General features: G+C 36.7%; 12 protein-coding genes. 5 read left to right on the forward strand and 7 right to left on the reverse strand.

All coding sequences use genetic code 11. The features are described 5' to 3' along the window. Window positions 1–581: 581 nt before the first annotated feature. The 7 genes from ACIQ7T_RS08930 to dnaA form a co-directional block, all read right to left on the reverse strand. Window positions 582–1,664 (reverse strand): HD-GYP domain-containing protein, encoded by a 1,083-nt coding sequence (locus tag ACIQ7T_RS08930; protein WP_402869868.1) that lies wholly within the window; start codon window positions 1,662–1,664, stop codon window positions 582–584. A 146-nt stretch (window positions 1,665–1,810) separates the two neighbouring features. After that, entirely contained in the window at window positions 1,811–4,324 is a 2,514-nt protein-coding gene (gyrA, locus tag ACIQ7T_RS08935) for a DNA gyrase subunit A (RefSeq protein WP_402869870.1), read from the reverse strand. 25 nt (window positions 4,325–4,349) lie between these two features. After that, window positions 4,350–6,284 carry a DNA topoisomerase (ATP-hydrolyzing) subunit B gene (gene gyrB / locus ACIQ7T_RS08940; protein ID WP_370077959.1) on the reverse strand — a complete coding sequence of 645 codons (1,935 nt, stop codon included), beginning with the start codon at window positions 6,282–6,284 and terminating at the stop codon, window positions 4,350–4,352. 91 nt (window positions 6,285–6,375) lie between these two features. After that, the gene (recF, locus tag ACIQ7T_RS08945; protein WP_402869872.1) at window positions 6,376–7,491 is read right to left on the reverse strand and encodes a DNA replication/repair protein RecF; all 1,116 of its coding nucleotides are present in this window, start codon (window positions 7,489–7,491) and stop codon (window positions 6,376–6,378) included. Window positions 7,492–7,494: 3 nt separating this feature from the next. Then, the gene (gene yaaA / locus ACIQ7T_RS08950; RefSeq protein WP_370077955.1) at window positions 7,495–7,719 is read right to left on the reverse strand and encodes a S4 domain-containing protein YaaA; all 225 of its coding nucleotides are present in this window, start codon (window positions 7,717–7,719) and stop codon (window positions 7,495–7,497) included. A gap of 212 nt (window positions 7,720–7,931) precedes the next feature. Beyond that, window positions 7,932–9,068: a DNA polymerase III subunit beta gene (gene dnaN / locus ACIQ7T_RS08955; RefSeq protein WP_370077953.1), complete on the reverse strand. Its 1,137-nt coding sequence runs from the start codon at window positions 9,066–9,068 to the stop codon at window positions 7,932–7,934. 169 nt (window positions 9,069–9,237) lie between these two features. Next, complete coding sequence (gene dnaA / locus ACIQ7T_RS08960; protein ID WP_142510017.1) at window positions 9,238–10,587, reverse strand: chromosomal replication initiator protein DnaA; 1,350 nt, start codon at window positions 10,585–10,587, stop codon at window positions 9,238–9,240. Window positions 10,588–11,142: 555 nt separating this feature from the next. Between dnaA and rpmH the strand changes: the two genes are divergently transcribed. The 5 genes from rpmH (at window position 11,143) to mnmE (ending at window position 15,777) form a co-directional block, all read left to right on the forward strand. Next, window positions 11,143–11,277 (forward strand): 50S ribosomal protein L34, encoded by a 135-nt coding sequence (gene rpmH, locus ACIQ7T_RS08965; protein ID WP_004233310.1) that lies wholly within the window; start codon window positions 11,143–11,145, stop codon window positions 11,275–11,277. 101 nt (window positions 11,278–11,378) lie between these two features. Continuing rightward, the gene (rnpA, locus tag ACIQ7T_RS08970; protein ID WP_370077951.1) at window positions 11,379–11,723 is read left to right on the forward strand and encodes a ribonuclease P protein component; all 345 of its coding nucleotides are present in this window, start codon (window positions 11,379–11,381) and stop codon (window positions 11,721–11,723) included. 295 nt (window positions 11,724–12,018) lie between these two features. Then, entirely contained in the window at window positions 12,019–12,789 is a 771-nt protein-coding gene (gene yidC / locus ACIQ7T_RS08975; protein WP_402869875.1) for a membrane protein insertase YidC, read from the forward strand. Then, a complete protein-coding gene (gene jag, locus ACIQ7T_RS08980) occupies window positions 12,786–13,595 on the forward strand; it encodes an RNA-binding cell elongation regulator Jag/EloR (protein WP_402869877.1) in 810 nt (269 codons plus the stop codon). Before yidC ends, jag begins: the two co-directional genes overlap by 4 nt. A gap of 796 nt (window positions 13,596–14,391) precedes the next feature. After that, window positions 14,392–15,777: a tRNA uridine-5-carboxymethylaminomethyl(34) synthesis GTPase MnmE gene (mnmE, locus tag ACIQ7T_RS08985; RefSeq protein ID WP_370077945.1), complete on the forward strand. Its 1,386-nt coding sequence runs from the start codon at window positions 14,392–14,394 to the stop codon at window positions 15,775–15,777. Window positions 15,778–15,784 lie beyond the last annotated feature (7 nt).

Below are 15,784 nucleotides of genomic sequence, written 5' to 3' on the forward strand. Positions count from 1 at the left end.
AGGATCAAACTCTCCATAAAAAGAAATTTGATTAGCTCAAATTGTTTTGCTGGCATCATGTTTGATGTCCAAAATTTTGTTTCGTTCACCAACTCAAGGTTAGCTACTAAAAACTATATTGATTACGTTTTGCTTGTTCAGTTTTCAAGGTTCATTAATCTTTGTTTTAAGTGTCACCTCTTGGCGACTCACTAATAGTATCAAGAATCTAAAACTATGTCAACACTTTCTCGAAAAAAATTAAAAGTCTTTTAAAATCTATTATTCTTCTTCTAAACCACTTTGTTCAGAAGATTAGTTAGCCTTAAATCAGCATTCATCTCACCACCTATAGAGGTAGGAGACTTCTGTAGCTGACGCTTTGCTTTCGCTACAAAAGACACTTGTAGCTGCCGTTTCACTTACCTTACATAAAACATTTGCTGAAAGAAGTGAAATCATTTCAAAGATATCAATTTTCTCGTACTTAGCTAGAGGTTGAAATCTTTGTTGATACTTTGGTTTTATCACCTAAATAATTTATCAATCGAATTAAAAATAAAAAAGGCGAACACCAATGTTAATGGGTTGCCTTTCAACTATTATAAATTTGTTATAATACGTGAAATATAGAAGGTACGATTTTTTCCTAAATCAAATATCTCCCCTGTGTGGCTTAATTTGATAAGTGGTCGAGTTGGTGCAAATTTATTTACAAACATCACTTCGCCTTGTTCCAGATTAGATAGTTCAACTATTGTTCCTAGAGGAAGGTCGGCAACAATATCTATCAGTGCACGAACTACTTTAATATCAAACTTCCCAAATTCAGATTCATTAATCATCTCTATGACTTTAAAGGAAGATTGCTTAGCTCTATACACTCGCTCACAAGTCATTGCATGGAATACATCTGCAACCGCGATAATTTGAGCAAAAGTAGAAATATTAGCGATTTTTTCCCCTTTCGGATAGCCACTACCGTTTAAACGCTCGTGGTGCTGGAAAATAGCCTCTTTCATTGTATCCTTTAAGATTGTTAAATCTTTGACCATATCGTAGCTATAAGTTGGATGCTTATAAATTTCATCAAACTCCTGCTCTGTTAAGGTTGTTTTTTTATCACGGATACGTGGATGAATTTTTGCCATTCCACAATCAGCTAATAACCCTCCAATTGCAACTTGAATTGTAATTCCTTTGTCATAGCCTAATTTTTGTGCAATCACCGAAGAAATCAATGCTGTTGCTACACAATGATGGTACAAATAGTCTTTTGGATTTGAATACTCATTTAATTCAAAAATGATGGTACGATCTTCTAAAACCATTTCTAATAATGGCAAAATAATTTTACGTGCTTTCGTAATATCTACCTTTGCACCAGCTTCCCAATTTTTAAATTCCTTTTTGAATTGCTCAATAGAATTGTCATAAATCTTTTTAAATGTTGGAATAGCCTCTATCGGAACAACTAATTCTGTTTCTTTTATCTCCGATCGAGCCTCTATACCATCTTTATAAACTGGGACTCTCGAAATATTAAAAGCGAAAAAAACTGGTAAATGTTCATGGGAAATTATCGTGTTTTTAAAAATTATTGGATATTGTGTATTAGCAAAAATATCTTCAGAAATTACTTTTCCAACGCGTAACTCTGAAATAGGGATATGTATAGTTTCCACGCAATTAACTCCTCTTCACTATTTCACTTGCTTAAATATAAGGTTAATTTTATTTTATCATGGAATTCAAAATAATTACTTATTTTTCATGATTTATACTAAAAAACCGATGAACGGCAACATTAGCTGTCGTCATCGGTCTTTTATTATTCTTCTACTTGATCATTTTCTTCATTAGATTCTTCGTTAGATTCTTCATTAGATTCTTCATTAGATTCTTCGTTAGATTCTTCTTCTTTTTCAACCTTCGCTACAGTTGCAACAAGCTCTTCATCGCTTAAACGAATTAAACGAACTCCCTGTGTACTACGACCAATTAATGAGATATCATTCACATCCATACGGATTAGCATACCGTTAATTGTGATCAGCATTAAATCTTCCGAGCCATCAACAGTTTTTACAGCTACCATTGGACCGTTTTTATCAGTGATTTGAATTGTTTTTAATCCAACACCACCACGGCTCTGTAAACGATATTCCTCTTCAGAAGTACGTTTACCGTAACCTTTTGCTGTAACAACTAAAATTTCCTGCCCTGGTTCAACGATTTCCATACCAACTACTTCGTCACCATCACGTAGTTTAATACCTCGTACACCACCTGCAGTACGGCCCATTGAACGAATATCATCCTCTTGGAAACGTACAAGCATTCCATCACGAGTACCGATAATCACTTGTTTCTCGCCATCTGTTAAACGAACAGAAATAAGATCATCATCTTCTCGTAAACTTATAGCTATTAAGCCGTTTGTTCGGATATTAGCAAATTGAGATACTGGTGTACGCTTTGTAATACCTGTTTTAGTTGTGAAGATAAAGTATGCATCTTCATCAAATGAACCAACACGGATCATTGCTGTTACTTTCTCACCTTTATCAATATTGAGTAAGTTAACAATCGGTAATCCTTTCGCTGTACGGCCAAATTCCGGAATCTCATAACCTTTTGCTCTAAATACTTTCCCTTTAGAAGTGAAGAACAAAATTGTATCGTGTGTAGATGTATTCATAAGATGCTCTACAAAATCATCTTCATTTGTGCCCATACCTTGTACACCACGACCGCCACGTTTTTGACTGCGATATGTATTCGCAGCTAAACGTTTGACATAACCATTGTGCGTTAAAGTTACAACTGAATTTTCGACTGGGATTAAATCCTCGTCCTCAATCATTTCTAAACCGCCAGAAGTAATTTCAGTACGACGTTTATCGTTAAAGCGTTCTTTTAGTTCTACTATTTCAGTACGAATAATATCAACAATTTTAGCCTCATCCGCTAAAATTGCTTTTAATTCAGCAATTAAAATTTGAAGTTCTTGATATTCTGCTTCAATTTTTTCACGCTCTAATCCACTTAAACGAACTAAACGCATATCTAAAATTGCCTGCGCTTGACGTTCAGATAAATCAAATCGTTCCATTAATTGAGGTTTCGCTTCATCACCACTACGTGAACCACGAATAATAGCAATAATTTCATCGATATGATCAAGGGCAATACGTAAGCCCTCTAAAATATGTGCACGATCTTCCGCTTTTCTTAATTCAAATTCCGTACGACGACGAATAATAACCTTTTGGTGCTCTAAATAATGATACAGCATTTCTTTTAAGCCCATTACTTTAGGTTGACCATTTACTAATGACAGCATATTAATACCGAAGCTCGACTGCATGGCTGTTTGTTTATATAAATTATTTAAAACTACATTAGCATTTGCATCTTTACGAACTTCAATGACTACTCGCATACCACGTCGGTCAGATTCATCACGTAGGTTTGTAATACCATCAATTTTTTTATCGCGTACAAGCTCTGCTATTTTTTCAATAAGCTTAGCTTTATTTACTTGGTATGGTAATTCATGAATAAGAATTGTTTCTCTACCATTTGATTTTTGTTCAATCTCTACCTTTGCGCGAATAATGATCGAGCCACGACCTGTTTCGTAAGCACGGCGAATACCGCTACGACCTAAAATTAATCCACCAGTTGGGAAATCAGGTCCTGGGATGATTTCCATCAATTCTTCTGTTGTGATAGCTGGATTTTCTGAAAGTGCGATCACAGCATCTATCGTTTCACCAAGTTGATGTGGCGGAATATTTGTCGCCATACCAACCGCAATTCCTGCCGCTCCATTTACTAATAAGTTTGGATAGCGACTCGGAAGGACAATAGGTTCCTTTTCTGAACCATCATAGTTATCTGTATAGTCAATTGTGTCTTTATTAATATCACGAAGCATTTCCATCGCTATACGAGACATACGTGATTCCGTATAACGCATCGCTGCCGCTCCGTCGCCATCGACAGATCCGAAGTTACCATGACCATCGACTAGCATGTAACGATAGCTGAAATTTTGCGCCATTCGTACCATTGCATCATAGATGGATGAGTCACCATGTGGGTGGTATTTACCCATTACGTCCCCAACGATACGTGCTGATTTTTTGTACGCTTTATCTGCTGTATTCCCTAGCTCTTGCATGCCATATAAAATACGGCGATGTACAGGCTTTAATCCATCTCGTACGTCTGGTAATGCACGAGAAACGATTACACTCATCGCATAATCGAGGAAGGATGTTTCAATTTCTTTTGTTATATTAACTCCTTTAACACCGGAGCGTTCTTGTTCTGACAAAGTGTAGACCTCCTCTCAAGAAAAATTAAATATCTAAATTAGCGTATACTGCATTTTCTTCGATAAATTGACGACGAGGTTCAACTTCATCGCCCATCAAACGCTCAAATGCTTGGTTTGCTTTAATTGCATCATCTAATTCTACTTGTAACAATGTGCGGTGCTCAGGATCCATTGTAGTTTCCCAAAGCTGCTCTGCATTCATTTCCCCAAGACCTTTGTAGCGTTGCACATTTGGTTTTGGCATTTTTGGTAATCGTTCTAAAATTTCTTTTAATGTTTCTTCATCATAGCAATATTCAACATGCTTACCTTGCTTTACTTGATAAAGAGGTGGCTGTGCAATATAAATATAACCTGCCTCTACGAGTGGTCGAAGGAAACGGAAGAAGAATGTTAGTAGTAATGTGCGAATGTGGGCACCATCGACATCGGCATCTGTCATAATAACAATTTTATGATAACGAGCCTTTTCTAAAGTAAACTCTTCACCAATACCTGTGCCGAATGCTGTAATCATCGCACGAATTTCTGCGTTCGATAAAATTTTATCTAAACGCGCTTTTTCGACGTTTAGTATTTTACCACGTAATGGTAAAATCGCTTGGAAGTGTCGATCACGTCCAGATTTCGCAGATCCTCCGGCAGAGTCACCCTCAACGATATAAATTTCACATTCAGCTGGATTTGTTGATGAACAGTCAGCTAATTTACCTGGTAAACTTGATACTTCAAGTGCACTTTTACGACGTGTAAATTCACGTGCTTTTTTAGCAGCGACACGTGCACGAGCAGCCATTAAACCTTTTTCAACAACTTTACGAGCGACAGTTGGATTTTCTAACATAAATCGTTCAAAACCATCTGAGAATAAGGAGTTAGTAATTTGGCTAACTTCAGAGTTACCAAGCTTTGTTTTTGTTTGTCCTTCAAATTGTGGATCAGGGTGCTTAACTGAAACAATAGCTGTTAACCCTTCACGAACATCCTCACCAGTAAGGTTTGTATCTGATTCTTTTAATAGGCCATTTTTTCGTGCGTAATCATTAATAACACGTGTCAGAGCTGTTTTAAAACCAGACTCATGTGTACCGCCTTCATACGTATTAATGTTATTAGCAAATGAAAAGATATTTGAAGAGAATCCAGCATTATATTGCATAGCAATTTCAACTGAAATACCATCTTTTTCTCCAAGAACATCTATTGGATCATGGATTGGTTCTTTAGATTGATTCAAATGCTCAACATAAGAACGAATACCACCTTCATAATGATACGTAGTAGAACGTTCCTCGCCTTCGCGTTCATCAGCAATTGTAATCTTGATACCACGATTTAAATAAGCTAATTCACGAATACGATGTGCTAAAATATCATATTCATAAACAGTCGTTTCTTTAAATATTTCAGGGTCTGCTTTAAAACGTGTAGTTGTTCCATTATGATCTGAATCACCGATAACCGTTAGCTCTTGCGCAGTTCTCCCACGTTCAAATTTAATTTCATGAATATGACCCTCACGATGAACTTGAACGATCGTCTCAACTGATAGAGCATTTACAACAGATGCACCTACACCATGAAGACCGCCTGATACTTTGTATCCTCCACCGCCGAATTTACCGCCAGCATGGAGCACTGTCATAATAACCTCAACAGCAGGCTTACCCATTTTCTCTTGAATACTTACCGGAATACCACGACCATTGTCTTCTACACGAATCCAATTGTCTTTTTCTATTGTTACTTTTATATCTGTACAAAATCCTGCAAGAGCTTCATCAATACTATTATCAACAATTTCCCATACTAAATGGTGAAGCCCTTTAGAGCTTGTTGAACCGATATACATCCCTGGTCTTTTACGTACAGCTTCTAAACCTTCTAATACCTGTATCTGATCGGCTTCATAAGCTTGATTTTGTAAACCTTCATTCTCTATAGCCACGGCTTTCATCTACTCCTTCATAACATCATTGTGTGTAAATGAATGAACAGTCAACCGAGCTGACTATTACCATTCTTTTGTAATCTAAAAAACTCCCGGGCTAACTTTCTTCAATCGCTCCTTGTTTCACGTGAAACAGCTGTGCATGCTCCATCGTTTCATGGTGAATTCCATCAACACTTGTAGTCGTAACAAAGGTTTGAACTTCACCTTGAATGGTATTTAATAAATGCGATTGGCGATAATCGTCGAGTTCCGACAATACATCATCTAAAAGTAGTATGGGTGTTTCATTTGTTTCTTGTTTAATTAATTCGATTTCAGCAAGTTTTAATGAAAGAGCGGTTGTACGTTGCTGTCCTTGTGAACCATATGTCTGAACATCATAGTCATTTACTAAAAACTGCAAATCATCTCGATGTGGACCAACTAGTGTTACACCTCGATCAAATTCACGCGGCTTAGCTTCTATTAGCTTTTTATGCAAGAAGTTTTCAATTTCACTGGAAGTATGCTCTTTTTCAATACCAGCTACTGTGCGGTATTTAATAGCTAACGTTTCCTTCCCTTGTGAAATACCTGCGTGAATTGGCTCTGCCCACTCCTGCAATAAATCCATAAATTGAAATCTTTTTCGAATAATTTGGGTAGCTGCGTGAATATATTGTTCATTATAAACCTCGTACATCACGTCATCTGGCATAGCTTTACCTTGATTCATCTTTAAAAAGTGGTTACGTTGCTTTAAAACTTTTTGAAAGGTTAATAAATCATGTAAATAGACAGGCGAAATCTGCCCAATCTCCATATCAATAAAACGTCGTCGTATTTGCGGACTTCCCTTTACGACATTTAAATCTTCGGGTGCAAACATCACGACATTCATTTGGCCAATATAATGACTTAGGCGACTTTGTTCTATGTGATTTATCTTACCTTTTTTGCCTTTTTTCGTAATCGTAAGTTCAATTGGTAAAATACCATGCCTTTTTTGAATGGCCCCTTCTATTTTACCATAGTCTGAATCCCAACGTATTAATTCTTTATCGTTCGTTGTGCGGTGGGATTTAGCCATCGCCAATACGTAAATAGATTCCATAACATTAGTTTTCCCTTGAGCATTTTCACCAATGAAAACATTAATTTTTGGAGAGAAGTTTAAAGCTAAGGCATCATAGTTACGATAATTTGTAAGTTTTAATTGCTCTATATGCATAATCTACTGTCCAGCGGCACCAACGATACGAAATCGACCACATCCAGGAATATTTACAATGTCACCGTCACGTAATTTACGACCGCGGCGATCATCTATTTCTCCATTTACATATACATCATTTTCGTGTAAAAACCACTTGGCCATGCCACCAGAGCTAATGGCATCGGTTATTTTTAAAAGTTGTCCTAATGTGACAAACTCTACATCAATTTCAATGTCCTTCATAGCTGAGTTCCCCTCCAAATACAGATCGTCTATCTCTCTATCATACCTAAAAATTCGTCATAAGTAAAAAAAGATAGCCGCAATTAGCGACTATCAGTACATTTTTCAAAGTCCTTTGAGTTTGAAATTATGGAGTTTATTCTCTCCAACAAAAATTGTTTACTTCTTTCAACTGATTCCGGGCACAATTTGCCTTCGGTTTAATTGATTTTTTAATACGTACGTACAGGTAAAATCAATTGTAAAATAGCATCGTCATGAACAGAACGTAAAATAAATGGTCTCATTGCCCCTGTGAATTGAACGACTACCTCTTGACCATCAATTGCTTTTAATGCTTCCATCATGTATTTCGCACTGAAAGAAATTTTTAAGTTCTCCCCTTCTAATGACTCAACAGGAATTTCCTCTTGTACTTTACCGATTTCCGGAGAATTGGAAGAAACTTCAACAGCTTGATTATCTAAAATCTCAAAACGTACAACATTGTTACGATCGCCACGAGCAACAAGAGATGCACGATCGATTGCTTGTAATAATGATTTACCATTAATCGTTAGATTTGTTTGGTACTCTTCTGGAATTAAACGTGATGTATCTGGGTAGTTACCTTCAAGTAAACGAGAGAAGAATAAAACCTCTCCAGTTTTAAACAACACTTGCTGACTTGTTATAACAATTTGTACAAGATTTGTAGAATCCTCTAAAACTTTATTTAACTCATTTAAGCTTTTACCAGGAATTACAACACTATGTTCAACCTCAGGTAAATTTTCCAGTTGAACTTTACGTCTTGCCAAACGGTGGCTATCTGTTGCAACACAGATTAATGTTTCATTTTTTATCTGCCAGTTTACACCTGTCAACACTGGTCTACTTTCTGAAGTGGCAACAGCGAATACTGTTTCACGGATAATTGACTTTAATAGATCTGCAGGAATAGTAAATTTTTGATCCTCTGTTAATTCGGGTAGTAAAGGATATTCAGCAGCATCTGAGCCAATTAAGTGGAATTCAGATTTACCTGAACGAATATGAGTTTGGAAACCAATTGTTACTTGAATTTCAACCTCATTTGTTGGTAACTTACGTACAATTTCATTGAACATACGTGCTTGTACAACTATTGATCCTGTTTCTGTAATATGAATTATTTGTTGGCCATCTTCTTCAACTGGAATAAATGTTTGAATTGTAATATCAGCATCACTACCTGTTAAGCGAATACCCTCATCTGTTACATCAATTTTTATTCCCGTTAAAATCGGAATAGTCGTTTTTGAACTTACGGCTTTCATGACATCATTTAAACCCTCTAATAAACGGTCACGTAAAATATCAAATTTCATTCGTTTTCCCTCACATATTTATATTATTTATTTATATAAAATAAAAAAGATATAGTAATAGGCCCTGTGGATTTGTGGATAAGTACTTTCAAGTGAATAAAATCAGTCTATCCACATGTAGATAGACTGTGTATAAGTTTGTGTTTAAATGTTTGTGTTGTCCACAGCATTATTTTCCTAGCATGCTTCGAATTTGTTTAATATCTTGCTGTAGCTGAACGTCATTTTTCAACATAGAAGATATTTTTTCGTGCGCATGGATAACAGTAGTATGGTCACGTCCACCAAATTCTTCGCCAATTTTCGGCAGCGAAAAATCTGTTAATTCGCGAGATAAAAACATGGCGACTTGACGTGGGAAGGCAATTAACTTTGTACGTTTTTTAGCGACAAAATCCTCTAAACGAATGTTAAAATGCTCTCCTACTGCATTTTGAATGTCTAATATCGTGACAGTCCGTGGCTTTGAATTAGGGATAATATCCTTTAATGCTTCAGCAGCCAAAGTTGCATTAATATCCTTGTTAACAAGTGATGAATAGGCAACGACGCGAATAAGCGCACCTTCAAGCTCCCGAATATTGGAGTCAATCTGGTTCGCAATATAGAGCATGACTTCATTTGGCACTTCTAGGCCATCAGCCTTTGCTTTTTTTCGAAGAATGGCGATACGAGTTTCCAAATCAGGGGGCGCAATATCTGTAATTAGTCCCCATTCGAATCGAGAACGTAAACGATCTTCCAATGTCGGTATTTCCTTAGGAGGACGGTCACTGGAAATAACAATTTGTTTCGATTCTTCATGCAATGTATTAAAAGTATGGAAAAATTCTTCTTGAGTTGATTCTTTTCCAGCTAGAAATTGAATATCATCAATTAGCAGTACATCTACATTGCGATATTTATTGCGGAAATCAAGTGCCTTATTATCTCGAATTGAGTTAATAAATTCATTTGTAAATTTTTCAGATGATAAATATACCACCTTTGCATTTGGATTATGTTCAAGTACATAATGACCAATCGCATGCATTAAGTGTGTTTTGCCAAGCCCTACTCCCCCATAGATAAAAAATGGGTTATAAGCCTTCGCAGGCGCTTCTGCGACAGCTAGCGAGGCAGCATGTGCAAAGCGGTTACCAGAGCCAATAACAAACGTATCAAAAGTATATTTCGGGTTTAACATACCTGGTGAAATATCATGATGATCGTCATTTTTTGCTTGGATAATCGGCGCTGGTAAATCGAAATCGTCCGAATCCTGGTTTTTTTGAACAACAAACTTAATAAGCAAGTCTTCGCCTGTAAGCTCCGTTAATATACCTGTAATCAAATGAATATAATGATTTTCAAGCCAGTCTCGAGCAAACGAATTTGGCGCAGCAATTGTCACAGTAGAACCACTACCATTGTAGGAAAGTAGTTTAGTAGACTTTAGCCACGTTTCGAAGCTTGGTTTAGAAATTTTTTGTTCAACTTGAGCCAGGACATTATTCCATAGTTCTTCTAAATGTTCCAAGCTGCTAATCTCCTTTTCAGTTCAATACAATTAAAAGCGCATTTATAGAAACGGTAAATACGTTCATTTTACAACTAGTCCACAAACTCACAAGTTGTGGATAAAAGTTAACCAAAGGCTGTGATAAAAATTATCCACAGCATATCAACAGTTGTGGATAAAATAAAAGTTCATTTCAGTTTTCAACAAAGTGAAGCACAGATATCGTATCAGAAAAACAAAGCTATTTCAATAGTTTGCGAAACTTATCCACATACCTTCTATTTATGCACTACCTAGTTGTCCACAAGGTCTGCTTATGTGAAAAAGCTGTAGATAAATGTTGTGGATAAAAAAATATGCAAAAAATACTATACACAACTCTGTGTAAAAAAAACAAGTATTCTGTGGATAATTTATTTTTATTCAGTAGAAGATGATCGAAGTGAAATATAGACATAGATTTGCGTAAATATAGAAATTTATAAAATTCATTGACAAAATAACTAGTTACTTTATATAATATTCAAGTCTGTATGTTGAAAAATTCAACTCATCCAGGAGGTGTCTATATAAATGAAACGTACTTACCAACCAAAAAAACGTAAGCACAGCAAAGTTCACGGTTTCCGCGCACGTATGAGCACGAAAAACGGTCGCAAAGTTCTTGCTGCTCGCCGTCGTAAAGGAAGAAAAGTATTATCAGCATAAAATAAGTCCACTGAGACACATCAGTGGTCTTTTTTTTCTTTATTTTTGGTAAACCTAAAAATGAGGATCAAAGGATAATTATCGAGTAGCAGGTGAAAGTAATGAAAAAACGCCAACGAGTGAAGAAAAACGATGATTTTCAAAAGGTGTTTAAAAAGGGTAAATCTTTCGCTAATCGTCAGTTTGTCGTATATTTTTTAGAAAAAGAGGGACAAACGGAATTTCGTATAGGATTATCGGTTAGTAAAAAGCTTGGGAATGCAGTAACACGCAACCAGATCAAACGCTATATTCGACAAAGTATTCATGAATTAAAGGATGAACTAAAGCCGAATATGGACTATGTTATTATCGCCAGACAGCCGGCGGCCACAATGGATTTTCATGAAGTAAAACAAAGTTTGCAGCATGTACTACGAATCGCAAAAGTATTGAAGAAAGCCTAATATGGATGGCAACCAAAGTGGTGAAATAGAATAGTTTAGTTTCTGCGCGAAAGTGAATTCATTGAAAATACGCTTAGGGGTATTTTAGAAATGGATTTTCACTGCAATATATGAATTATTAGTAACATTACTTAGCAAATATGTGCCCATTGTTAGAATATTTAGTAGAGTGAAACGATATATGCATGATAAAATAACTGATAACTTTATTCAGTTGCAGGAAACTGTAAATGTATAAAGAAGAGAATGCATATAGTTTTAGAAAAAGTGAATAGTATTTGTAGGGGGAAAAAGGTTGAAGAAACAACTTTGGGTAATTTTGTCGCTAGCATCAGTAGCATTACTACTATCTGGTTGTACAGAATTTAAAGAACCAATCTCCAAAGAAAGCACAGGCTTCTGGAATGAATTCATTGTTTGGCCTTTAGTGTCAGCGATAAAATACTTTGCTGATTTGCTCGGTTCATATGCATGGGGGATCATTGTTGTAACGATTATTATTCGTTTAGCCGTTCTTCCATTGATGATTAAACAAACAAAGAGCTCTAAAAAAATGCAAGAAATTCAGCCGAAATTGAAGGAATTGCAAAAGAAGTATGCTTCTAAGGATGCACAGACACAGCAACAGTATCAAAAAGAGATGATGCAGCTTATGAGTGAGTCTGGTGTCAATCCAGTTGCTGGATGTTTACCTGTATTCATTCAAATGCCAATTTTAATTGGTTTCTACCATGCGATTAGTCGTATGAATGCTACACCTGCTTTTGATTTAGGGAATTTCTTTATTTTCCCATTAGCAGAAACAGCACCGGCATTAGCAATTACTGCTGGTTTAATGCAATTCCTAGTTTTACGTACGGGCCCAGCGATGGATAACCCTCAAATGAAAATAATGATGTACATTATGCCATTTATGATTATTGCTTTCGGTATGGCATTACCAGCAGCATTATCATTATACTGGGTAGTCGGTAACATTATTTCGATTGCTCAAAACCTGTTTATTTACAAACCTTGGGAGAAAAATAAAACACAACCTGCTCAAAATGGAGGGGCTAAAAAGTGAAACAACTTACGCAAATAGGCGCAACAACACAAAAAGCGATCTCATTGGCGTTACAGAAACTTGGCAAAACCCGTGAACAAGTAGATGTTGAAGTTTTACAAGAAGGTAGAAAAGGATTTTTAGGTTTTGGGGCACGATCTGCAGAAGTTCGTGTAACAGTAAAGGAAGTACAGGTTCGACCGATAATTGAAGATGAAAAAGCTGAACAGCAAAATACGACTCAATTTGTCGAACCAACAGTAATAGATGATGTTGAAACAATAAGTTCACAAGTTTCTGAACAACTAAGTGATATCGAAGCTGTTCAACAAGTCGTAGAGGTACAAAAAGAGGAAGAAGAATCCTCGGTAAACCCAATTGAAGATGCAAAGACTTATTTAGTAAATATTGCTGAACAATTGGATATTCATGATCTTGAAATTGAAACGACACGTGAAGGGAAATATGTCATATTTCAACTGAAAAGCGAGAAAGCTGCACTGCTTATAGGAAAACGTGGTCAAACATTAAATTCTTTGCAGCAATTAATACAACTTGTATTAAATAAAAGTGCCAAGCAGTTCTTAATGGTGAAATTAGACGTAGAAAACTATCGTGAACGTCGTCAAGTAGCTTTGGAGTTACTAGCAGATCGTATGGCGGATAAAGCACTTCGCTTAAATCAGCGTGTGACATTTGAGCCAATGCAGTCGTACGAGAGAAAAATTATTCATAATCAATTGGCAAATCGCCTTGATATTGAAACATACTCAGAAGGAACGGAGCCTAATCGTTATTTAGTCATTGAACCTGTAAAGAACGGCTAAACTTCGTAAAAAACATACAGACAAAAATAAAAAGTCATTTTATCTTCATGATAAAATGACTTTTTTATGTTGTTGAAATAATAAGATGGTCAAGGGAATCATTGTGAATGTTGTGGTTACTTCAGATGAGGGTGATTTCCGTTCCAGGCTACTCGCTTCCTCCGCTGGCGTTGCTGTCGCTTCGCTTTCGCACGGAAAACATCCGCTACATGCAGGGTCTCGCCTGTCTCGCTTTCCCACGGGAGTCGAATAGCCTTCCACTCCAATCAGCGATAGTGTAGAACTTTTATAAGTATCATTCAATTCAAAAGTGAACACTTACCATAAATAGAAAAGAAAAGACTTATAACAGTGACACAATTGTACACCAGTTATTGCTACCACTTCGCTTTCGCACAGACAAAAATAGCTGAAGTTTTTGTTTTATCACTATAAATTTTGAGTGACATGCCAGAAGATATATGCCAAGTAGTTGATTGGAGTGGAGACTGAGCGACTCCTTGGGGCTCATCGGACGCCCCCAGGAAAGCGCTCAGTCGGAACGGAAATCAACCCCCCGTTTGCCGAAGAGCATACTTTATTCATTGGCAAAATAGTTTTTTTATGATCTAGAAAGAACGTTCTAGCATTCGCAGTTTTTGTCGAAATACGTGCTATAATGTAGAGCTTTCTGATTATCCACAATTGGAAATTATCCTTACTTTAGATTTTGCAAAAAATATGTTAGTCTAAGGTGTTAGTAAGTATTGGTCGGTTTTATTTATCCACATGTGGATAACGTTAAGGAGGTCATTAAATGGAGTTCGATACAATTGCTGCGATATCCACACCTATGGGTGAAGGAGCTATTGCTATTGTTCGTTTAAGTGGGGACGAAGCAGTCGCGATTGCAGATAAAATATTCAGATCGCCTGGTGGTAAAAGTTTAGCAACGAAGGCTTCACATACAATTCATTATGGACATTTGGTCGATCCAAAAACAAATGAGGTTGTAGAGGAAGTAATGCTGTCATTAATGCGCGGACCTAAAACATTCACTCGTGAGGATGTAATAGAAATTAACTGTCACGGGGGACTAGTTTCGGTGAACCGTGTATTAAAGCTAGCATTAACAAATGGAGCAAGACTCGCAGAGCCAGGTGAATTTACAAAACGCGCATTCTTAAATGGACGTATCGATTTATCACAGGCTGAGGCAGTCATGGATTTAATAAGAGCAAAAACTGATAGAGCGATGAATGTTGCGTTGGGACAAATGGATGGCAAATTATCGCGTTTAATTGGTGACTTACGCCAAGCATTACTAGAGACATTAGCACAAGTAGAGGTTAATATAGATTATCCGGAGTATGATGATGTAGAAGAGATGACAGTTCCCGTATTAGTAGAAAAATGTACATGGGTACGAAATGAAATTATTAAACTTTTGCAAACATCTTCTCAAGGGAAAATATTACGAGAGGGTCTATCAACTGTTATTTTAGGCCGCCCAAACGTTGGGAAATCTTCTCTTTTAAATAGCTTAGTACAGGAGAATAAGGCTATTGTGACAGATATAGCAGGTACAACTCGTGATATTATAGAAGAGTATGTGAATGTACGTGGTGTTCCGCTTCGTTTAGTCGATACAGCTGGTATTCGAGAGACAGAGGATATCGTCGAACGAATTGGTGTTGAACGTTCACGTGAGGCGTTACGTGGCGCAGATTTAATTTTATTTGTTTTAAACTACGCAGAGGAATTGACTGTCGAAGATGAGCGTCTATTCGAAACAATTCAAGCGATGGATTACATCGTTATTGTCAATAAAACAGATCTACCGCAAAAAATTGATGTAGCTCGTGTCAAAGAGCTAGCAGGCAATCATCGCGTTGTGACAACTTCTCTTTTACAGGAAGAGGGCATCGCAGAGCTAGAGGAAGCGATTGCTGCGCTATTCTTTGAAGGGCAAATTGAAGCGGGCGATTTAACATATGTTTCAAATGCAAGACATATTGCATTACTTCATCAAGCACAAGCAACGGTCGAGGATGCATTAGCTGGAGCACAAGCTGGTGTACCTGTTGATATGGTGCAAATAGATGTTACTAGAACTTGGGAAATACTTGGGGAAATTATTGGCGACACAGTACAAGAAAGCCTAATCAATCAGTTATTTTCACAGTTCTGTTTAGGAAAATAATTTTACT

The sequence above is a fragment of the Lysinibacillus sp. NPDC096212 genome (genome assembly GCF_044763105.1).
Classification (GTDB): domain Bacteria; phylum Bacillota; class Bacilli; order Bacillales_A; family Planococcaceae; genus Lysinibacillus.